This is a genomic window from Nocardia sp. CY41 (genome assembly GCF_009829325.1).
Lineage (GTDB): Bacteria > Actinomycetota > Actinomycetes > Mycobacteriales > Mycobacteriaceae > Nocardia.
The window spans coordinates 37,793-57,191 of sequence record NZ_VUOS01000028.1 but is presented as its reverse complement, the minus strand read 5'-3'; the positions used below and the strand labels follow the sequence as shown (position 1 = coordinate 57,191).

Annotated in this window: 21 protein-coding genes; 7 read left to right on the top strand and 14 right to left on the bottom strand. The window is 69.5% G+C overall.

The window, feature by feature from the left end; genetic code table 11:
• Nucleotides 1-27: 27 nt before the first annotated feature.
• Nucleotides 28-630, bottom strand: coding sequence for a CHAP domain-containing protein (locus tag GVY64_RS29060; RefSeq protein WP_159848277.1), 603 nt, complete (start codon nt 628-630; stop codon nt 28-30).
• Nucleotides 631-829: 199 nt separating this feature from the next.
• On the opposite strand from GVY64_RS29060, the gene GVY64_RS29055 reads away from it, so the two are divergent.
• From GVY64_RS29055 to GVY64_RS29040, 4 genes are read left to right on the top strand one after another with little or no spacing between them, the layout of a single operon-like run.
• Nucleotides 830-1,480 carry an ABC transporter permease gene (locus GVY64_RS29055; RefSeq protein ID WP_159848429.1) on the top strand — a complete coding sequence of 217 codons (651 nt, stop codon included), beginning with the start codon at nt 830-832 and terminating at the stop codon, nt 1,478-1,480.
• Nucleotides 1,473-2,669 carry an ABC transporter ATP-binding protein gene (locus GVY64_RS29050; RefSeq protein ID WP_159848275.1) on the top strand — a complete coding sequence of 399 codons (1,197 nt, stop codon included), beginning with the start codon at nt 1,473-1,475 and terminating at the stop codon, nt 2,667-2,669. Before GVY64_RS29055 ends, GVY64_RS29050 begins: the two co-directional genes overlap by 8 nt.
• Entirely contained in the window at nt 2,666-3,430 is a 765-nt protein-coding gene (locus GVY64_RS29045; RefSeq protein WP_159848273.1) for an ABC transporter permease, read from the top strand. The genes GVY64_RS29050 and GVY64_RS29045 overlap by 4 nt, the downstream gene beginning before the upstream one ends.
• The gene (locus tag GVY64_RS29040; RefSeq protein ID WP_159848270.1) at nt 3,427-4,401 is read left to right on the top strand and encodes a glycine betaine ABC transporter substrate-binding protein; all 975 of its coding nucleotides are present in this window, start codon (nt 3,427-3,429) and stop codon (nt 4,399-4,401) included. The genes GVY64_RS29045 and GVY64_RS29040 overlap by 4 nt, the downstream gene beginning before the upstream one ends.
• Before the next feature lie 58 nt (nt 4,402-4,459).
• Here the strand turns inward: GVY64_RS29040 and GVY64_RS29035 are convergent, their stop codons facing one another.
• On the bottom strand, nt 4,460-5,101 hold the full coding sequence (locus GVY64_RS29035; protein ID WP_159848267.1) for a TIGR03086 family metal-binding protein: 642 nt from the start codon (nt 5,099-5,101) through the stop codon (nt 4,460-4,462).
• Nucleotides 5,102-5,190: 89 nt separating this feature from the next.
• On the opposite strand from GVY64_RS29035, the gene GVY64_RS29030 reads away from it, so the two are divergent.
• The gene (locus tag GVY64_RS29030) at nt 5,191-6,156 is read left to right on the top strand and encodes a helix-turn-helix transcriptional regulator (RefSeq protein ID WP_159848264.1); all 966 of its coding nucleotides are present in this window, start codon (nt 5,191-5,193) and stop codon (nt 6,154-6,156) included.
• 136 nt (nt 6,157-6,292) lie between these two features.
• Here the strand turns inward: GVY64_RS29030 and GVY64_RS29025 are convergent, their stop codons facing one another.
• On the bottom strand, nt 6,293-7,750 hold the full coding sequence (locus GVY64_RS29025) for an MFS transporter (protein WP_236567321.1): 1,458 nt from the start codon (nt 7,748-7,750) through the stop codon (nt 6,293-6,295).
• Nucleotides 7,751-7,821: 71 nt separating this feature from the next.
• Here GVY64_RS29025 and GVY64_RS29020 point away from each other — a divergent pair, with 71 nt between their 5' ends.
• On the top strand, nt 7,822-8,307 hold the full coding sequence (locus tag GVY64_RS29020; protein ID WP_159848258.1) for a MarR family winged helix-turn-helix transcriptional regulator: 486 nt from the start codon (nt 7,822-7,824) through the stop codon (nt 8,305-8,307).
• Between the two features lie 7 nt (nt 8,308-8,314).
• Here GVY64_RS29020 and GVY64_RS29015 read toward each other — a convergent pair whose 3' ends face one another.
• Nucleotides 8,315-9,151, bottom strand: a complete 837-nt coding sequence (locus GVY64_RS29015; RefSeq protein WP_236567320.1) for an AraC family transcriptional regulator — start codon at nt 9,149-9,151, stop codon at nt 8,315-8,317.
• Between the two features lie 44 nt (nt 9,152-9,195).
• Between GVY64_RS29015 and GVY64_RS29010 the strand changes: the two genes are divergently transcribed.
• Nucleotides 9,196-10,218: a DMT family transporter gene (locus GVY64_RS29010; RefSeq protein WP_159848255.1), complete on the top strand. Its 1,023-nt coding sequence runs from the start codon at nt 9,196-9,198 to the stop codon at nt 10,216-10,218.
• A gap of 3 nt (nt 10,219-10,221) precedes the next feature.
• Here the strand turns inward: GVY64_RS29010 and GVY64_RS29005 are convergent, their stop codons facing one another.
• The 10 genes from GVY64_RS29005 to GVY64_RS37375 all read right to left on the bottom strand — a co-directional run bounded on the left by GVY64_RS29005 (nt 10,222) and on the right by GVY64_RS37375 (nt 19,320).
• Nucleotides 10,222-10,440, bottom strand: coding sequence for a hypothetical protein (locus GVY64_RS29005; RefSeq protein ID WP_159848252.1), 219 nt, complete (start codon nt 10,438-10,440; stop codon nt 10,222-10,224).
• A gap of 175 nt (nt 10,441-10,615) precedes the next feature.
• Nucleotides 10,616-11,200: an NADPH-dependent FMN reductase gene (locus tag GVY64_RS29000; RefSeq protein WP_159848249.1), complete on the bottom strand. Its 585-nt coding sequence runs from the start codon at nt 11,198-11,200 to the stop codon at nt 10,616-10,618.
• Nucleotides 11,201-11,280: 80 nt separating this feature from the next.
• The gene (locus tag GVY64_RS28995; protein WP_159848246.1) at nt 11,281-11,652 is read right to left on the bottom strand and encodes a hypothetical protein; all 372 of its coding nucleotides are present in this window, start codon (nt 11,650-11,652) and stop codon (nt 11,281-11,283) included.
• Between the two features lie 11 nt (nt 11,653-11,663).
• On the bottom strand, nt 11,664-12,083 hold the full coding sequence (locus GVY64_RS28990) for a roadblock/LC7 domain-containing protein (RefSeq protein ID WP_159848243.1): 420 nt from the start codon (nt 12,081-12,083) through the stop codon (nt 11,664-11,666).
• Nucleotides 12,084-12,136: 53 nt separating this feature from the next.
• A complete protein-coding gene (locus GVY64_RS28985; protein WP_159848240.1) occupies nt 12,137-12,967 on the bottom strand; it encodes a hypothetical protein in 831 nt (276 codons plus the stop codon).
• Nucleotides 12,957-13,316, bottom strand: a complete 360-nt coding sequence (locus GVY64_RS28980; protein ID WP_236567319.1) for a hypothetical protein — start codon at nt 13,314-13,316, stop codon at nt 12,957-12,959. The genes GVY64_RS28985 and GVY64_RS28980 overlap by 11 nt, the downstream gene beginning before the upstream one ends.
• A gap of 455 nt (nt 13,317-13,771) precedes the next feature.
• On the bottom strand, nt 13,772-14,113 hold the full coding sequence (locus GVY64_RS28975) for a hypothetical protein (protein WP_159848234.1): 342 nt from the start codon (nt 14,111-14,113) through the stop codon (nt 13,772-13,774).
• Between the two features lie 41 nt (nt 14,114-14,154).
• Nucleotides 14,155-16,119 (bottom strand): vWA domain-containing protein, encoded by a 1,965-nt coding sequence (locus GVY64_RS28970; RefSeq protein WP_236567318.1) that lies wholly within the window; start codon nt 16,117-16,119, stop codon nt 14,155-14,157.
• A gap of 25 nt (nt 16,120-16,144) precedes the next feature.
• Nucleotides 16,145-17,539, bottom strand: coding sequence for a sigma 54-interacting transcriptional regulator (locus tag GVY64_RS28965; protein ID WP_159848231.1), 1,395 nt, complete (start codon nt 17,537-17,539; stop codon nt 16,145-16,147).
• Between the two features lie 131 nt (nt 17,540-17,670).
• Nucleotides 17,671-19,320: a hypothetical protein gene (locus GVY64_RS37375; RefSeq protein ID WP_201298205.1), complete on the bottom strand. Its 1,650-nt coding sequence runs from the start codon at nt 19,318-19,320 to the stop codon at nt 17,671-17,673.
• Nucleotides 19,321-19,399 lie beyond the last annotated feature (79 nt).

Sequence of the window (19,399 nt, the reverse complement as noted above, 5' to 3'; positions counted from 1 at the left end):
ATTCCGCTCACCGGGGAGGGGCGCTCATCACAATCGCCCGACACCGACCACGCCCGGCACGTCGTCGAGCGCGAAGCGGTGGATCCGGATCTCGCCGTACTCGTTGCCCCCGATCGTGGTCACCTGCCCGGCGTCGGCCCGCAAGACGATGTTCGTGTGCTGGCCGAACGGGCTCGATTCCCGGTACAGCAGCACGTCACCGGTGCGCGGGCGGTAGCCGGAGCCGAGTGGGACGAAGCGGCCGGCGCTCTCGTAATACTCCTGCAAGGTGTAGACGCCGGGAATCCGCCAGGAGCCCGAATGCGGGTTGGCCAGCGGCGCCCCCGCCTCGCGCAACACCCAGCTGACGAAGTCGGCGCACCACGCCTCTTCGGCGCCTTCCGCGTATTTCGTGCCCGCGCCCGGCTCGGCGAACTCGCGCTCGGCGACCGTGACGATTCCGGCTTGGACCGCGTCGAGCGCCGACCGGTCCAGCGCGGGGAATTCGGTGAGGCGCTCACCCACGACCGCTTCGCGATCGGCTCGGTCCTGCCACCACAGGGCCCCGGCGAGCCCGGCTCCGGCCACGCCGAGCACCACCAACGCGAGCGCGATCCACCGCCCCGCCCGCGATCTCAGCTGTTGTGCCATCGCTCCCCCGATCCATTCCTGTGATGCTGTTGTCGAGCTTATGGGTTTCGACGCGCGAGCACGCCGAACGGTTCCCGACGCCCTACGATCGGTTTCGCCCGGCCGAGCGGCGGGGCAACCCGCAGGAGCCGAAATCGCGTACGGCACCGGGAAAACCGCGCTAGTCTCCGGAGAGACCAGCCGATGGGGAGGTACGGCCCTGGACACGCTGTGGACATTCATCGTGCACCGGCGGCACCAGTTGCTGGTCGACTCCTACTTGCACGTCTCGGCCGTGGTGCAATCGGTGCTGCTGGCCACGGTGGTCTCGGTGCTCATCGGAGTTCTGGTCTACCGCAGTCCATTCGGCTCATCGATCGCCTCCGCGCTGGCAGGCGCGGTGCTCACCGTTCCGTCGTTCGCGCTGCTCGGCCTGCTGATCCCGATCCTCGGCCTCGGCGTCGCACCGACGATCACCGCGCTCGTGGTGTACGCACTGCTGCCGATCCTGCGCAACACCATCATCGGACTCGATTCGGTAAACCCGGCCGTGACCGATGCGGCCCGCGGCGTGGGAATGAACCGCCTGCGGGTGCTCGCCCGCATCGAACTGCCGCTGGCCTGGCCTGCGATCCTGGCGGGCATGCGGGTGAGCACCCAGTTGATCATGGGTATCCTCGCCCTCGCCGCGTACGCCAAAGGCCCCGGGCTCGGCAACCTCATCTTCTCCGGCCTCGCGCGCCTGGGGAGTCCGAACGCGGTGCCGCAGGCTCTGGTCGGCACGATCCTCGTCGTCGTGCTCGCGCTCGTACTCGACGGCATCTACGTGCTGATCGGCCGGCTCACCACCTCGAGGGGAATCCGTGACTGAGACCGAAACACCCGACGGGACCGCGGAATCCGTCGTCTCCGGCGTCGAGATCGTGCTGCGCTCGGTGACCAAACACTATCCGGGACAGCGTGATCCGGCCGTGGACAGCGTCTCGCTGACCATCCCCGCCGGTGAGATCGTGGTGCTGGTCGGACCGTCGGGCTGCGGCAAGACCACCACCATGCGGATGATCAACCGGCTGATCGAGCCCACCTCGGGCACCATCACGATCGACGGGCGCGACGCGGCCACGATCCATCCCGACCGGTTGCGCCGTGGCATCGGCTACTCGATCCAGCAGGCCGGACTGTTCCCGCACCTGACTGTCGCGAAGAACGTCGCCACCGTGCCGGGGCTGATCGGCTGGGACCGGCGGCGCATCGCGGCCCGGGTCGACGAGATGCTGGAACTGGTCGGACTCGACCCGGCCACCTTCCGCGACCGGTATCCCCGGCAGCTGTCCGGCGGCCAGCAGCAGCGCGTCGGCGTGGCCAGGGCGCTGGCGGCCGACCCGCCCGTGCTGCTGATGGACGAGCCGTTCGGGGCGGTCGACCCGATCACCCGGGGGCTGTTGCAGGACGAGTTGCTCCGTTTGCAAGGCGAACTCGGCAAGACGATCGTCTTCGTCACCCACGATTTCACCGAGGCGGTCAAACTCGGCGATCGCATCGCCGTGCTCGGCGACCGGTCCCGGATCCTGCAGTACGACACGCCCGCGGCGATCCTCGCCGATCCGGCGGACGAGACGGTCGCCGGTTTCGTCGGTGCGGACGCCTCGCTCAAACAGCTCACCCTCACCCGCGTCGGGGACATAGACCTCGGCGACTGCCCCACCGCCACCGAACAGGACCCGGTCGACGAACTGCGCGCCACGCTCGTAAGCCGAGACTGGCCGTGGGCGCTGGTGCTGGACGGTCAACGCCGGCCGCGCCGCTGGGTCTCGGCCGAACAGCTGGCGCACGCCGACTCGCTGCACGGCCTCGGCTCACCGGTGCCGGAGACGTTGTCGCTGAAGTCGACGCTGCAAGACGCGCTGGACGCCTTGCTGACGCATCAGAGCGCCACCGCGGTGGTGACGGGGACGCGCGGCGAATACGTCGGGCTGATCACCATCGACACCCTGATCGGGCACCTGTCGGCGCTGCGGGCCGAACACGGCGGCCGCTCCGGGACGGATGGCGCGCCATGACCACGGCCGCCGTGACTCCCCCCGCCCAGCGCCGCGCCGAACGCCTCCGGTTGGTCGCGCAACCTCTGCTCGTGCTCGTGCTCACCGCGGGCGTACTGGTGTGGGCGTTCGCCCGCGACCTCACCGCCACCCAGCGAGCGAGCCTGAACGCGCGCAATGTCGCGACCGTCACCTGGCAGCACATGTTGATCACCGCGACGGTGGTGCTGATCGTGGTCGCGGTGGCCGTCCCGCTGGGCACCCTGCTCACCCGACCGGGATTCCGTCGTCTCACACCCGTTTTCGTCGGCATCGCCAACATCGGCGCGGCCGCGCCCGCCATCGGCCTGATCGTGCTGTTCTACCTGGCCACCCGCACCACCGGCTTCTGGATCGGAGTGGCGCCGATCGCGTTCTACTCACTGCTTCCCGTGCTCCGTAATACCATCCTGGGCTACCAGCAGGTGGACCCCACGCTCGTCGACGCGGGCCGCGGTCAGGGCATGTCGGCCCTTGCGGTATTGCGCCGCATCGAGTTTCCGCTCGCGGTGCCGTACATCCTGGCGGGGTTGCGGACGTCGTTGGTGCTCGCGGTCGGCACCGCGACGCTGTCGTTCCTGGTGAGCGCGGGCGGGCTCGGCATCCTGATCGACACCGGCTACAAACTTCGTGACAACGTCACGCTGGTGGTCGGCGCGGTGCTCGCGGTGGCACTGGCCCTGCTGGTGGACTGGCTCGGCGCGGTCGCCGAAGCGTTCCTCGGGCCGAAGGGGCTGAAATGAGCCGGGCGTGGCGCGCGCTCGCCCTCTGGGTGGGGATGGCGTTGCTGGCGGCCTGTGGGCTGCAATCCGGCAGCGCGGTGCCGCTGCGGGTGGGGCCGGGCAGCATCCGCCCGATCCCTGAACTCGACGGTGTGCGCGTCACAGTGGGGTCCAAGGACTTCACCGAGCAGAACATTCTCGGGTACCTCATCGAGTTCGCCTTGACGGCGGCGGGCGCCGAGGTGCGCGATCTCACCAATATCCAGGGCTCCAACAGCGTGCGCGACGCCCAGCTGCACGGGCAGATCGACCTCGCCTACGACTACACCGGCACCGGCTGGATCAACTATCTCGGCAACGAGACGCCGGTCCCGGACGAGATCGGCCAGTTCGAGGCGGTGCGCGACGCCGACCTCGCCCGGCACGGCATGGTGTGGGCCGCCATGGCGCCGATGAACAACACCTACGCGCTGGTCATGAGCGCGCGGACCGCGCAGGAGACCGGCGTGCGCACACTGTCGGACTACGCGAGGCTCGCCGCTGCCGACCCCGCCGCCGCGGCCCTCTGCGTCGGCACCGAATTCAACGTCCGGCAGGACGGCTTCCCCGGTCTGGCCCGCAGATACGAGATCGATGCGGGCAAGGTACGCAAGCAGATCGTGCAGGACCCGGTGGTCTACCAGGCGACCGCCGACGGCAGACAGTGCCGCTTCGGCTCGGTGGCCGCCACCGACGGACGCATCCCGGCGCTCGATCTGGTGCTGTTGCAGGACGATCGCGGATTCTTCCCGAAGTACAACGCCGCTCTGGTGCTGCGCAAGAGTTTCGCCGACGAGCACCCGGAGGTGATCACGATCCTGACGCCGATCTCGCAGCGCCTCACCAACGAGGCGATCACCGAGCTCAACCGTCAGGTCGATGTGGACGGACGCGAACCCGCCGAGGTGGCCCGGGACTGGATGGTCGCCCAGGGGTTCGTCACCGCCCTCTGACCGCGCCGCTACGCCGTCCGCGGGGCTCGGTCGGTGAGCCCCGCGTCGGCGGGGCTGCTCAGCGCGGATCGCGGCCCAGGTAGCGCAGCAGCTCTCCCAGGGCGCCATCGGACGGGCCGTCGACGATCGCGGCGTAGGCCCCCCACTGACGCAGCGGTTCGGTGATCTCCGCCGTCTCACCGGTGCCGGGCGCGGGGTGACCGGCCCGGGCGGCGGTGAGCAGGTGGGCGGCGAGGTCATCGGTCAACGGGGACGGCTGACCGGTCGCGATGGCGATGTCCCAGGCATGGACCGCGGCATCCAGTGCGCACAGGACCGCCGCCACCGGGGTGGGAAGCGCGCCGTGCGGCAGCGGGGTGGGCACGGTTTCGGTGGCGTCGTCCACCGTGGTCCAGGCGAAGGCGGTCTGCTCGACCGCCACGCGCACCAGATCCCCGGCAGTGCCGTCGATCGCACCGGAGGGTGCGAACGGGTTGTAAGCCGGGCCCTCGCCGATGCCGAGGGACTTCGCGTACGCCAGCTGGTCACCGGCGGCGTGCTGCACCACCTGCGTCACATCCCATTCCGAGCACGGGGTGGGCAGGCGCCACTGATCCGCGCGCACCCCGGCGACGACGCTCTCGAGCGCGCGGTGTGCCTCGGCAAGCACGTCCCGCCAAACATGGCGCAGAGTCGCGGCGGCGGTGGTGGTGGCGTTCATGTCGGGAGCCTCTCGGTCGTTCTCGCTGATGACACAAGCCTATCGGCGCATTAGGCTATTTTCTTTCCTAATGGATCAGGAGGAGAAAAGTGGCGTCGACCACACCCCGGCTGCTGCGATTACTCGCACTGCTGCAGGACCGCGCGCACACCGGCCGCGAGCTGGCGGAGCGGCTCGGCGTCACCGATCGCACTCTGCGCCACGACATTCAGCGCCTGCGCGAACTGGGCTATCCGGTGCATGCCGGACGCGGCGCGATCGGCGGCTACCGGCTCGGCCGCGGCGCGACCATGCCGCCGTTGCTGCTGGACGACGACGAAGCGGTGGCCGTTGCGGTCGCGGTCGGGCTCGCCGAGGACGGCTCCACCGGCATCGCGGACATCGCCGAGCACGTCACCAGAGCGCTGGGCAAACTGGATCAGATCCTGCCGAAACGTTTGCAACGCAAAGTGTCCGCACTGCGCGAGGCGACGGCGATCGGGCCGGCCACCACCGGATCGCGCGAGCCGGACGCGCCGGTTCCCGCCGCTGTGCTCACCACCCTGGCCGGCGCCATCCGCGACGGTGCGACGGTGCGGATCGCCGAAGCCGAGTCTTCCGCCGAGATCGAGCCGTACCGGCTGATCAACTGGCAGCGCCGCTGGTACCTGGTCGCCTACCGCCTGGACGACCACTCCTGGGTGGCGATTCCGGTCGCCCGCGTCCTGCGGGCGGAGACTACTTCGCGCCGTTTCGCCGCGCGCTCGCTGCCCGACGACGATCTGGTCGCCTTCGTCATGCGCCACATCGCCACGACCGGGTGGCGAGTGCAGGCCCGGGTCACGGTGCTCGCGCCGGCCGAAACCGTCGTCGCCCGGATCAATCCCGCCGTCGGCGTGGTCGAGGCGGTCGACGCGGACACCTGTGTGCTGTACACCGGCGCGGACGCGCTGGAGACCATCGCGATCTACCTGTCCATGCTGATGATGGATTTTCGGGTCGACGGCCCGCCCGAACTCGTCGCCCACATCCGCGCTCTCGGCCGCCGGTACACCGAGGCCGTTGCCGACAGCTGACTACGGAGGCGTTTGCACGTGATTCGCCGACCACCGACGAGGCACACGGTCACGCGCACGAGACCTCGCGCGCGGATTTCGGCACTCGACAAGCAGAGTCGCGGGCGACGGAAGCCGGTACCGAGTACGGCAGCCGTCAGGAATGCCCGGTGGTGGTCGCCGCGTCGGCGCTCTTGCGCATCGGGATCAACGTGGTCAGGCCGATCGCGACCAGCGCTGCCACCATCGCGATGAGAAAGGTGGTGTGGAACCCGTCGCGCGAGGGCAGCAGGTGCGGACCGAACTGGATGGTCATGTGCGCGAGCACCACGCTCATCACCGCCGCCGAAGTCGAGGTGCCGATCGAGCGCATCAACGAGTTCAAGCCGTTCGCCGCCGCCGTTTCGGTGATCGGCACCGCGCCCATGATCAGCGCGGGCATCGCCGCGTAGGCCAGGCCGACACCGCCCGCGACGATCACCGAGGCGAGCATGATCTCCCAGACGCTGTTCATCAACACCACTGCGCACAGGTAACCGACGGCGATCACCGCCGACCCGAGCGCGAGAGTGACCTTGGGCCCGCGGCTGGCCGACAGCCGAGCCGACACCGGCGACAGCAGCATCATCACGAAACCGGTCGGCGCCAGCGCCAACCCGGCGCTGATCATGGACAACCCGAAGCCGTATCCGGTCCGCTCCGGCGCCATCAGCAGCTGCGGGAAGGTCAGCGACATGCCGTAGAGCGCGAATCCGACGGCAATCGAGGCCGCGTTGGTGAACAGCACCCGCGGCCGCGCCGAAACCCGCAGATCCACCAACGGCGAACGCTGCCGCAGTTCGAAAGCGCCCCAACCGATGAACACCACCACAGACGCCGCGAACAGAATCAGGATCGGAGCGCTGGCCCAGCCCCAGTCCGCGCCTTTCGTGATCGCGACCAGCAGCGCCAGCAGCGCCGCCGACAGCCCGATCGCACCGCCGAAGTCGAAGCGGGCGGGCGTGCGCACCGGCGACTCCGGCACGAAGACGAAAACCAGGGCGGCACAGAGGAGGCCGAGCGCGGCGGAAGTCCAGAACAGCACGTGCCAGTTCGCGTTCTGCGCGATGGCCGCCGCGACGGGCAGGCCGATCGCGCCGCCGACGCCGAGCGTGGCGCTCATGATCGCCATCGCCGAACCCACCCGCTCGGCGGGCAGTTCGTCGCGCATGATGCTGATGCCGAGCGGGATCGCGCCGACCGCGGCGCCCTGCAGCGAGCGGCCGACGATCTCCGGCAGCAGCGTGGAGAACGACGCGCAGACCACCGAACCGGCCACGAGCAGAAGCAGATTCGCGAACAAGATGCGGCGCTTGCCGAACATGTCGCCCAGGCGGCCGCTGATCGGGGTCGCCACCGCGCCCGCCAGCAGCGTGGCCGTCACGACCCAGGACGCGTTGGACGCGGAGGTGTGCAACAGGACGGGCAGCGACGGAATGATCGGAATCACCAGTGTCTGCATGAGCGAGACGACGACACCGACCATGCCGAGCGTCGCGATGAGCAGAGCCGGCGATGGCCGCCGCCGGTCGCCGGATTCAGAGACGCTCGAGGACGCGTCGGCAGCTACAGTCACATGTGCACGGTACATATGGTGTGTATGCTGCACAATTTGGTATCGACGTGATCCGCGCGACATAGTGGGGCATGTCCGATTCCGGTACCGGCGACGACAGCGCGGCGCTCCAGCGCCTCACCTTCGAACTGTCACTGCTGTCCAGGCACTTCCCCGCCGCTTTGCTCCGGCGTCCCGGCTTCCGGCTCGACCGCTCGGCGTTCCTGATCTTGACCCGGCTGGAACTGGACTACCCACTGAGCCTGCGCGAGCTGTCCGAGGCGTTCCAACTGGACATTTCCACCATCAACCGCCAGGTCGGAGCCATGCTCAAGCAGGGGTTGGTCGACCGGGTGCCCGACCCCGACGGAGGCATCGCCCGCAAGGTCCGCGCCAGCGCGAAAGGATTGGAAGCACTGGCCGCGGACCGGATGCAGAGCCGGCAGGGCATCGGCGCGGTGGTGGCCGACTGGGCCGAGGCCGACGTCGACCTGTTCGGCAAACTCATCGAGCGCTTCAATCAGTCGGTCGAGGACAAGGAGCACAACCCCTGGCCGCGCCCGCCCGAGTCGGCCTGAGGAGCGGTCACGCGGCGGAGTAGACGCCGGGCGTGATGCCGTAGCACCGGCGGAACCAGCGGGTGAGATGTGCTTGGTCGGCGAAACCGGCCGCCGCGGCCGCTTCGGCGACCGGCCTGCCCGCCGCGATCAACCGGCGAGCCGCGCGCAGCCGCAGCAGACGCTGATAATCGCTCGGCGCGAGACCGTAGTTCGCACGGAAAGCGCGATACAAGGCGAAGCGGCTGGCGCCGCTCGCTTCGACCAAGTCATCCATCGAAAGCGGATCGAGATAGCGGTCGTCGAGCAGCGCGCGGACGCGGTGCGCGATCGCGGCGCCCGGCTCGGCCGCCGAGCGCGCGAGCGGACGGCGCGCCGCACGCCACGTCAACGCCGCGACGGAAGCGGCCAGTGCCTCGTCGGCGGCGAGTTCGGTGGCCGGGCCGGTCAGGGCGGCGCACAGCCGACGCAGCGCCGAGGTGAGCACCGGGTCGCGCAGCACCGGCTCGGCGAACAGCGGCAACCCGGCCGGTCGACCGGCCTGATCGGACAGCAGATCGGTGACCAACTCGGCGCCGATGTGCACGATGGAGTAGGTGAAGCCCTCCGCGGTGCTGCTGTGGCCGTTGTGCGGCTCGTCCGGGTTGAAGGCCATCACCATGCCCGCCGCACTGGTCCGCGCCGCGCCGCGGCAGTCGAAGCTCTGCGCGCCGAACTCGGTGCAGCCGAACGAATAGGTCTCGTGACTGTGCGCGTGGTAGACGTGCCCTTCGAAGTGCGCGTGCATCAACTCCACCGGGCGGTTCGGCATTCGCCGGTATCGCACCCACTCACCGTCGGCCACCATCTCATTGTGCGCGCGCACCAGCGTTCAAGACCGCGGGGCCACCCCTCAGCAGGATCGGATCCGTGCGTATCCGATTGTTGCTCGTTGTGGTCATGGCGTTATGGGGTAGCGCGTTCGCGTCCTCGAAACTCGCGATCCGGGAGGTGCCGCACGAGGTGGCGGGCTTCCTTCGCTTCTTCCTCGGCGCCGTCGTCCTGCTCGTCGTGCTGCGCCTGCCCAGGCTCGCGGTGCGGGACGCCGGGCGGGTGGCGGCGCTCGGCCTGATCGGCGTCTTCGGCTACAACGTCCTTTTCTTTCTCGCGCTCGCCCTGGCGCCCGCCGCGGACGGCAGTGTGATCGTGCCGATGGCGGCGCCGGTCATCACCGTCGCAGGCACGGCGGTGCTGACTCGCACCCGGCCGACCGCGGCCCGAGCCGTCGGGCTCACCGTCGCGACCGGCGGCGGTGTCGTCTTCTTCCTCGGCATCCCCTCCGGCGGTGGTGATCGTCTGCTCGGCGACCTCGTCTTCCTGGGCGCGGCGGCGTGCTGGGCGTGCTACACCATGCTCGGCGCTCCGGTGCTCGCCCGGCTGGCGGCCCCTACGGTGACCGTATACGCCACGGCCATCGGCGCTTTGGCGCTCGGGGTAATCGCGGCGCCACGCACGGCCGACGTGGCCTGGTCCGACCTCGGTGCCGAATTCTGGCTCAACCAGGCATATCTCGGCGTGCTCCCGACCGCGCTCGCGTACGTTCTCTACTACCGCGCCGTCGGCGAGGTGGGCCCGGCGTCAGCCGCCTCCGCCATGTTCCTGGTGCCCGCTTTCGGTCTCGCCTGCGCGTGGCTGCTGCTCGGCGAATCCATCGCCCCGGTCCAAGCCCTCGGCGCCGCATTGATGTTCGCGGGGGCGTGGCTCAACACTCGCGACGGCAAGCCGAGCGCGGCCACGCCGCCGCCGATCGAGCCGGATGCCCGCGATTTGCCACTTCCCTCGGGATCAGGGGCGTCAGGCTCGCCGCATGCGAGATCCACATCGTGCGACGAACTGCTCGTCAGCCGCGCATTGCGCAGGTGGGTCGAGCAGCGCCTGCGAAGCTCGACGTAGCCGCTAGCCGCAGACCTGCCGATGCGCGTTCCGCAACGCGACCGCGAGCGGATCCTGCGACAGGCCGTACGGGTCGATGCTGTTCCGCACCACCCATATGGCACCGCCCACCACCACGCACAGCGGAGTAGGCGGCTGCGACGGCGGATTCGCTTGCGCGATCGTCGTCCCCGCTGCCATGAACGAACCGGCGATCACCAACGCGGCGAGCATTCTTCGCATCGTGGAGTCCTTTCGTCGCCGCACAGCGTACGCCGGATGCCACGGCGAAACCGCAGAATGCCGCCCTTGCGAACGCCCTGGTGCCCAGATCGGGCTCGCCGGACGGCCGAGCCCATCGACTCGGCCGTCCGGCGCCGTCGTGCGCCGAGGCCGTCGGCACAGCAGCCCGGAAGCGCTATGCGATATAGGGATATTCGGCGCGGGCCGACCGCAGAACGCGACCCCACCAGACCAATTGGCCCAGTAGTTTGTCCGCCGCGACGGCAGGCATCTCTTGATCCGTCGGCTGACCCGCGGCGTCGAACTGCCTGCCCGCATCGTGGAAACTCACCGTGTCGCGCACGGTTACCGCGTGCAGTTCGACGAAGACGTGCCTGAGGTGCTCCACGGCTCGCAGACCACCGGAGATGCCGCCGTAGGAGACGAAACCGACCGGCTTGGCGCGCCATTCGGTGTAGTGCCAGTCGATGGCGTTCTTGATCGACGCCGGATAGCTGTGGTTGTACTCGGGTGTCACCACGACGAAAGCGTCCGCCGCGGCCAGTCGGGGACCGACGGCTGCCAGCGCCCGCGCCGCCTCGGGTTCGGGACGGTGGGAAAGTCGGTCCGGCAGTGGCGTTTCGGCCAGGTCGACGACGTCGACGGTGACGTCGTCGCGCCGGTCGGCATGTGCGGCGAACCACTCGGCGACGGTGGGGCCGAAGCGGCCCGCGCGGGTACTGCCGACGATTACGGCGAGCTGAATCGGGTGGTCAGGCATGGGAATTCCCTTCGACGCTTTTCGGTACGGGATCAGCGTCGAACCTGAACCATAGTTCAGGTCAAATCGGCACGCGCCGATCAGACCTCCAGATCCTCCTCGATTCCTCGCAGGCGGTGGCGGGCCAGCGCCAGATTCGCCCGCCCCCGGTCCAGCGCGAGATACAGGAACAGGCCCTTGGACTTGCGACCGGTCATCGGCCGGATGATGTGGTACTGCCCGGACAACGTGATGAGGATGTCCTCGATGTCTTCCTTGAGCCCCAACTGGTCCATGGTCCGCAGCTTCGCGCGCACCACCTCGGTGTTGCCCGCGCCCGCGACCTGGAGATCCAGCGACTTGGAACTGCCGAGCATGCCCAGCGCCATGCCGCTGTTGTAGTCGACCACGGCGGCGCCGATCGCGCCGTCGATCACCATCATGTCTTTGAGTGCCAGATCCATATTGGACATATGTGTTCCTTTCAGTGGGTTTTCGTTGCCAGTCGGCTCTCTGCGTCGGCTGCCACCGGCGTCAGCAAATCGGCGATCGCACGGGCCGCCGGACGGGATTCCAGATGCAGCCGACCGATGTTCACCTCGGGTGCGGCCAGGACGGTCAGTGAGGTCCAGCCCGCCGCGTAGATGACCACGTGCCCCCCGGTGCCGTGCACCACCACTTCGCTGAACCCGCCGCCGTGCGCGGTGGTCGCCAGCCGATGGGACAGCGACAGTTGCGAGGCGGCCATGGCTGCCATCCCGTTGGGCTCGATCTGCGGGGGTAGATCGTGGGCGACGAGCAGCCCGTCGTTGGAGGCCACGAGCGCGCCGGTCAGGCGCGGGACGCGATCGCGCAGTGCCTTCAACTCGGTGAGCACCGCCGCGTTCGGTTCGGGTCCGGACATCCCCACCTTTGTCAACCTTCCCATCCAATCACCGAGCAGTTTCTTCCGCGCGGTCACGCGAGTTCCTCCAAAGCCGCTTGCAGGCGGACGAGCAGGTCCCGGTCCGGCGGCTCCAAGCGTTCGACAGGGGCCGGCGGGGCCGAGTGCCTGCCCCGCCGCCGAGGAAGCCGGCCCGGCGCGGCGGCCACGGGCGCGACCGCCGGGCGTTCGGCGACCAGCGACGCGAGCGCGGACGGTCCGGCTGCCACGGGAACCGCCGGCGCGGTGGGTGGCTCGATCAGCCCCGCCGCGGTCAGATCCCGCACCGCCACCAGGCATCCGTAGGTCGTGCGGCCGAGTTCCCGGCCGATTCCCGCGATGCTGCGCCGGGCGTCGGCGGCGGCCAGCACCTCGGCCTGTCCGCCGGTGAGTACCAGACGCCGCCGCCGCACCCGGCGGACCGGCACCACCGGGACGCGATCGACCAGGTCGGCGGGCCACGGCCCGGACTCGGGATCGCCGCGCCGCGCACACTCCTGCACGAGCGCGCGGGGCGTGATGTGGCAGACCGGGGCCAGCCAGTGCGGCGGGGCCGGGCGGAACTCCGGGACGGCGGGCGAGGCCAGCAGGAAGTAGGCGGCATCGAAGACCGACAGCATCGCCAGGGTTTCCAGCCGTGGCCGCCCCAGCACACGACCGGGGTCCCCCGCATCGGCGCGCCGCCAGTCCTCGGCGGTCGCCACGCCCGCCTCGACGACCAGCCGGTCCAGCCCGGTGGTGCGGCGGCAGTCGGCGGAGACGATCGCGCCTTCGGCGAGATGAAACGCACCGTCGCCCGCCCGCAGCACGCCCGTACTCCCTTCCTTCTCCAGCCGCCGCAATTCGACCGCGAGTTCAGGACTCATGCGCGCCCTCAGCCAATTCGTCGAGAATTGCGTGCAACTGGAATCGCGCCATCGCGAGATTTCCGGCGTCCTCGTCGAACAGCACGTGCACGAAAAGCCGTCCGTCGAAGTCGCCGTTCAGCAGGTTCAGCAGGTGATATCCGCGGGTCCCGCAGACGATGATCTCGGTGACGTCGTCACCGTCGCCGCCGCTGGACAAGGCCGGACAGGCCAGCACCGCGCGTACGACATCCGTTGTGGCGGCGGCATCTTCGTGCTCGTTCACCAGTTCGTGCCTGCCGTCCGCGGCGATTGCCAGACCGCTCGCACCGTCCACCAACGTCACACTGCGCGCACCAGGAATATCCATGATGCGTTTCAGACAGCCGTCGATACCGATCACGCGCCACCACTTGTCATGGGAGGGGTTTACGGGTTCCAGACGCTACACACGGGCACGGTGCGGTGTACAGCAAATCGGGGAGAAATTTCCGGTAAAAATGATTTCCCCTGGCAGCGCGGAATAAATACCTTCCGGTATTCAAACCTCCTGGTATTCAATACCTTTCGGTTTCCATTGTCGACACGCCGAAAATGCCACAATAAACCCTCGATACGGCCGCTCGAGTGCTCCCGTGCCACTTTCGCGACACGCCTGCGACTGCGCACGCACGAACAGGTGCCCGGGGAACGGCACAGCCGCACGGATTTCCCGCCGTGCTCGGCGCACGGCGACGGACGAGATCCGCACGACCGCAGTGATCTCGCAGCAATTACGACATCGGACAGATGCCGCGCCGGTGGATGCGGCACCGGATGAGGAAATCAGCCGCCGGTGAGGCCGGTGGAGATCTTGACGACGACCTTGTCGTCGGTCACCTCCTGCACCGTGACGGTGCTCCCGTCGGCGGACCGGGTCTCCCCTACCGGGACCGTGACCTCTTGACCGCCCACCGACAGCGTGACCAGATTGCCGTTCACCGAAATCAGTTTCGCTTCGATGCCCAGGATGCTCGCTTTGGCATCCACGCCCCGAGCGAACGTCACCGTGCAGCCGCTCACCGCGCAATCGGTCTTCGAACCGGGACCTTCCGCCGTGCAGGCAGCCACGCCCAGCGGAGTCACCAAGGCGAACAAGGACACTGCGACGAACCGACGAAAAGCCACACGCTCAGTGTAGGGCCGACCGCCCGCGTCGTCGGGCGTCTTCACTGCCCCGGAGTTCGACCCCGGCCGCGCAGATAGTCGCTCACCACGGCGGCGCCCAGACCGTCCAGATCGGGCGCCACCACGCGGCCGCCGCTGCGGCGGGCCATCAGGTCGACGAACGCGGCCAGTCGCGGATCCTCGCCGAGCATGAAGACCGTCACCGACGCGCCCAGCTTGGCCAAGGCGTCGACCTGGGCCATCGTGACGGCGAGCGTGCGCTGCGCGGGCGGCCAGTTGAAGTACGTCTCCCCGTCCGGCTCCAAGTGGGCGGTCGGCTCACCGTCGGTGACCACGAGCACGACCGGCACCGCGTCCGGATGCCTGCGCAGATGTCCCGCCGCGAGCAGCAGCGCGTGATGCAGGTTGGTGCCCTGCTCCCAGACGCCTTCCAGTGCGGTCAGTGCGCCGATGTCGACGGTGGTCGCCTGCCTGCCGAACGTGATCACGCTCAGCGCGTCCGAGCGGAACCTGGTGCCGATCAAGTGGTGCAGCGCGAGGGCGGTGCGCTTCATCGGCACCCACCTGCCGTCCTGCACCATCGACCAGGACGTGTCCACGCACAGCGCCACCGCGGCCCTGGACCGCTGCTCGGTCTCCATGATCTCGACATCGGCGACGTCCAGTCGCACCCGGCGATCCCCCGCCGACGCCGAGCGCAGCACGGCGTTGCGCACGGTCCGCGACACATCCCACGGTTCGGTGTCGCCGAATCGCCAGGCCCGGGAGCCGCCGGTCGGCTCGCCCGCCGCACCGGCCAAGGCCGTGTCTCGTTCACCACGCCGGGATCGCAAGCGCCGCACGATGTCTCGCAACGCCGTCTCGCCGAGCCGCCGCAACGCCTTGGGCGTCAACCGCAGTGAGCCGTCCTCGCCCCGTTCGAAGACGCCCTGCCTGCGCAGTTCACGTTCCAGCTCGGCCAGGCGAGCCGCGTCCACACTCGCGTCCGCGCCGAGATGGCGCGCCAGTGCGTCCAGGTCGATGTCCTCCAGACGGGCGCCGGCATAGGACTGGCCGAGTTGTTCCGCGAGCGCGTCGAGTTCGGCGAGGTCCTGCAGGGCTTGCGCACCTTCGCCGAGCCCGAGTGGATCCTCGCCGCGGAACCTCTGCCGGGAGTTCCAGTCCTCGCCGGGACGCAGCGCGCGCAGATTCGCGTCCAGCGCGGCCACTTGCCGGGCGATGCCCGGATCGCCGAACGCCTGCCCGATCAGCTCCGACAGCTCCGCGCGCTGCTGCTCGGACATCGAGTTCATCATGCGTTGCGCGGCGGCGGCACGAGCGGCGAGCGCGTCGATCAGTTCTTCGGTGTCGCGCGGGTTCTCCGGGAAGAATTCACCGTGCTCGGCCATGAACTCGGCGAAACGCTGCTCGGTGTTCTCGCCCGTGGCGTGGGCGGCGAGCAGGTCGTTCAGGTCGGACATCATCCGCCGGACCCGCTCGACGTCCTGCGCAGTGGTGTTCTGCAAGGCTTGTTTCATGCCCTGGAAGCGCGATTCCAGCAACTCGCGACCGAGCAGGTCCCGGATCTTCCGGTAGTTCTCGCGGCCGGTCTCCGATCGCCAGGTGTACTCGGCGAGCTCGGTGACGGCGGCGGCCGTGCTCGACGGCAACGCGTCCAACTGCGCCTCGGCGAACCTGGCGTCGTCGGACGGGTCGGGGAACAGGGCGCCGCGCTCGGCCTCCAGTGCCTCTTCCAGCAATTCCCGGACCTGCTGCAACGTGCCGTCGAGCCGGTGGGTGCGGGCGATCTGTGCGCGTCGCTGCCACAACCGGCGAGTCAGCTCCTCCAGCCCGGGCATGGAGCTGGTGCCCCGTCGCAACAGCTCTTGCAGAGCGGTGCGCGGCGAACTGCCCTCCATCACGTCCCGGCCGATGCTGTCCAGCGCTTCCCGCAGATCGAGCGGGGGCGCCAAGGGATCGGGCCCGTCGTGATAGGGGCCGTAGGAGTAGCGGTCCGGGGTCGTCACGATGCCCTGCCGGCAACAGCGGCGCTCATCGGCCGTACACCGCCAGACCGTCGTCGGAATCCTTGGCGATCTGCCTCGCCAGATAGAGCGCCTCCAGAGCGAACTCGACGGCAGAGGCGATCCGGGGCGGCGGGTCGGCCGCGTCCACACCGAGCCGTCCGGCCACTTCGTGTAACACGGGTAGTTCCGGCAGCGCCGAGAGGACTTCCTCGCCGGGCACGCGTTCCCCGGTGGTGACCAGATGCCCGTCACCGACCGCCTCCGCCAGCGGACGCAGGTTCAGGCCGCCGAGCAGCGCCCGCGCGGTCTCGGAGAACGAGCGGCGCAGCAGGTGGGTGAGATGCTCCTGCTCCCGGCCCTCCTCGCCGGACTCGAACTCCAGCTTGCCGCGCAACACCGCGGGCACGGATTCGAGGTCGACGGGCCGCGCCACGGCGGGACTCTCCCCGGTGACCGCGGACCTGCGCAAGGCCGCCGCCGCCACCGTCTCGGCCGCGGCGACGGCGAAGCGCGCCGACACCCCCGAGCGCTGGTCGATCGCGGACGACTCCCGCAGTTGCCGCACGAACCGAGCGAGCACTTCGATCAGCGGATCGCCCACCTCGGCCACCAACTCGGCCTCCTGGCGCACCAGCGCCACCTCGGCCGCCACGCTGAGCGGGTAGTGGGTGCGGATCTCCGCGCCGAACCGGTCCTTCAGCGGCGTGATGATCCGGCCGCGGTTGGTGTAGTCCTCCGGGTTGGCGGTGGCGACGAGCAACACGTCCAGCGGCAGCCGCAAAATGTAGCCGCGGACCTGGATGTCGCGCTCCTCCATGACGTTCAGCAGCGCGACCTGGATGCGTTCGGCCAGGTCGGGCAGTTCGTTGATCGCCACGATGCCGCGATGCGCGCGCGGGACGAGCCCGAAGTGGATGGTCTCGGGATCACCGAGACTGCGCCCTTCGGCCACCTTGACCGGGTCGACGTCACCGATCAGATCACCGACGGAGGTGTCGGGCGTGGCGAGTTTCTCGGCGTACCGCTCCGACCGGTGCCGCCACGCGACGGGCAGGTCGTCGCCGAGTTCGGCGGCCAGTCGCCTGCCGGCCGGGCTGATCGGGTCGAGCGGATGTTCGCCCAGCTCGGCGCCTGCGATGACGGGCGTCCATTCGTCCAGCAGGCCGACCAGGGAACGCAACAGCCGGGTCTTGCCCTGGCCACGTTCGCCGAGCAGCACGACGTCGTGCCCCGCGAGCAGCGCGCGTTCCAGCTGCGGCACGACCGTCCGGTCGAAACCGACGATCCCGGGCCACGGGTCGCCGCCGGAACTCAGCAGCGCGAGCAGGTTCTCGCGGATCTCGGTCTTCACCCCACGCGGCAGGTAGCCGGCCGAACGCAGTTCGCCCGCCGTGGTGGGCAGGTGTGCGGGAACTTTCACGAATTCGACGCTACGTCCATTCCGCCATCGGGTCGACCGGGAAGCTCTACGCCGAAAGCGAAGCGTCGTAGCCGGACCGCCGCACCGAAGCCGCTGCGGCCCCGGCAGCGCCGGACGGTGAGGCGCTCGAATCAGCGAATGGTGAGCTGCGGTTGGGCCGCCACACGCGGTGTGGTCGCGGCGGCGTCGTCGGGTTCGTGTCCGATCGGCGACATACTCGCGGCGCCGACCGGTGCGACCTGTTGCATCCGCGCCGGGCGCTCGCTGCCGTCCACGCCTGGTGCGTAATGCTGGGCCATGCCCGCATCGATCGGCTCCAGCGCGCGAACATCCGGTTCGTGGTGCGTCGCGGCGATCTCCGAGCCCGTGCCCTGCGGCCCATCGACGCCACGGTCGATGACCTGCTCCGCCGCGTCGTGAGCGTTCGCCTCGGGAAGCGCCTCGGCGGCTTCGCGTGCGCCGTGCTCGGCGGACGCCTCGGCGAGTTCGGGAGCATCGGGTTCGGGCGCGGAAACGGGGGCGTCCTGCACCGGCTGCCCGCCCGCCACCGGCTGCTCGCCCGGCTCCGGCTGCTTGCTGAACCGAATCCGGTGGAGGGTCTGCCGCACCGCCGCCGCCAACCGCGCGTCGAGAACGGCCTCGTCAGCGCTGTCTCCGGCAGCGGGGTGCGCACCCTGCTCGGCGGGCCGCTCGATCGCGGGCAAAGGCGTCGTCGCCAACCACAACTCCGTGAGTTCCGGAGCCGGAACAGGCGGCGCGGTCGGAGCCCCGGCGGGCTGCCCGGCAACCGCGGCGCCGTTGTCGTCCTGCACCGCCGCCTGCCCCGCGATAGCCGCGCCCTGCGCCGCCGGTGCGGGCGGTTCGGTCGCGGCCGTTTCGTCCGCGCGGTGGACGGGCACCGCCGGCTCCATGAGGATGCTCGGCAGGATCTGGTTCCCGGCCCCGCCGACCTGAGTAAGCGCCGCCAGTCGTTCCTGGAGGTCTTCGTGGTCGGGCACGGCGGCGGTCGCTTGCTCGATCGCGCGCCCGTACCGCTCGGCGACGAGCCGGTGGGTGACGAGCGCGACGCCGATCATGATCGGTGCGATCGCGTGGATTCCGATTCCGGCCAAGTCACCTGTTCGGAAGTACGGGAACGTGTTCAGCGCGATGCTCGCCGTCAACAGGACGCCCTCGACGGTGTAGACCTGCCACAGCCGATCGATCACACCCCACTCGGCGGTATCCCCGGTGGACAGCATCAGCGCGACGAGCACCGCGCTGATCAGGGCTTCCAGGCCGTAGGACAGCCAGAACATCGGATTGGCCGCACCACCGGTCGGCGCGATGTTCTGCTGCACGGTGACCGCGGAGAACAGCATCGAGAACGCGACCACACCGGCGAGCAAACCCAGCACCCGCGGCTTGCGCTGGTGCAGGCGAGCGACTTTCGCGTGCGGGCTGCTGCTGTGGCGCTGTTCGCCGATCGCCTGCGCGGCCCGCAGCAGGTCGGCGGCCTCGCGTTCGGCCAGCTCGGCGGCTGTGCGCCGCACCCGCTCGGCGGCGTCGGCAGCCGCCTGGATCCGCGCCCGTTTCTCGTGGCGTTCGTAGTCGCGCACAAGCTCGGCCAACTCGCGGGAGGCGGCGAGCTCGCGCTCCGACAAAGCTTCCAGCAGTGCCGGATCATCCTGGTGGGCCAACCGCTCATGCGCGATCTGCACCCGGTCCGGCAGCGCGCCGGCCACCAGATCATCCACCGGCGGCGCCGCCGTGGGCGCGTGGGTCGTGAAACGACGGAACATCAGCAAAGAACCTTTCCGACGATCGAGTGTTCCAGACGCAGCGCGCCAGAGCTGCCTCGGCCGTCGACCACTTCCGCCG

Excerpts from the sequence above, each read along its gene's own strand:
- GVY64_RS29060 (WP_159848277.1), bottom strand. The coding sequence starts at position 630 with ATGGCACAACAGCTGAGATCGCGGGCGGGGCGGTGGATCGCGCTCGCG.
- GVY64_RS29045 (WP_159848273.1), top strand. The coding sequence starts at position 2,666 with ATGACCACGGCCGCCGTGACTCCCCCCGCCCAGCGCCGCGCCGAACGC.
- GVY64_RS29040 (WP_159848270.1), top strand. The coding sequence starts at position 3,427 with ATGAGCCGGGCGTGGCGCGCGCTCGCCCTCTGGGTGGGGATGGCGTTG.
- GVY64_RS29035 (WP_159848267.1), bottom strand. The coding sequence starts at position 5,101 with ATGAACGCCACCACCACCGCCGCCGCGACTCTGCGCCATGTTTGGCGG.
- GVY64_RS29020 (WP_159848258.1), top strand. The coding sequence starts at position 7,822 with ATGTCCGATTCCGGTACCGGCGACGACAGCGCGGCGCTCCAGCGCCTC.
- GVY64_RS29005 (WP_159848252.1), bottom strand. The coding sequence starts at position 10,440 with ATGCGAAGAATGCTCGCCGCGTTGGTGATCGCCGGTTCGTTCATGGCA.
- GVY64_RS29000 (WP_159848249.1), bottom strand. The coding sequence starts at position 11,200 with ATGCCTGACCACCCGATTCAGCTCGCCGTAATCGTCGGCAGTACCCGC.
- GVY64_RS28995 (WP_159848246.1), bottom strand. The coding sequence starts at position 11,652 with ATGTCCAATATGGATCTGGCACTCAAAGACATGATGGTGATCGACGGC.
- GVY64_RS28990 (WP_159848243.1), bottom strand. The coding sequence starts at position 12,083 with ATGTCCGGACCCGAACCGAACGCGGCGGTGCTCACCGAGTTGAAGGCA.
- GVY64_RS28985 (WP_159848240.1), bottom strand. The coding sequence starts at position 12,967 with ATGAGTCCTGAACTCGCGGTCGAATTGCGGCGGCTGGAGAAGGAAGGG.
- GVY64_RS28980 (WP_236567319.1), bottom strand. The coding sequence starts at position 13,316 with ATGGATATTCCTGGTGCGCGCAGTGTGACGTTGGTGGACGGTGCGAGC.
- GVY64_RS37375 (WP_201298205.1), bottom strand. The coding sequence starts at position 19,320 with ATGTTCCGTCGTTTCACGACCCACGCGCCCACGGCGGCGCCGCCGGTG.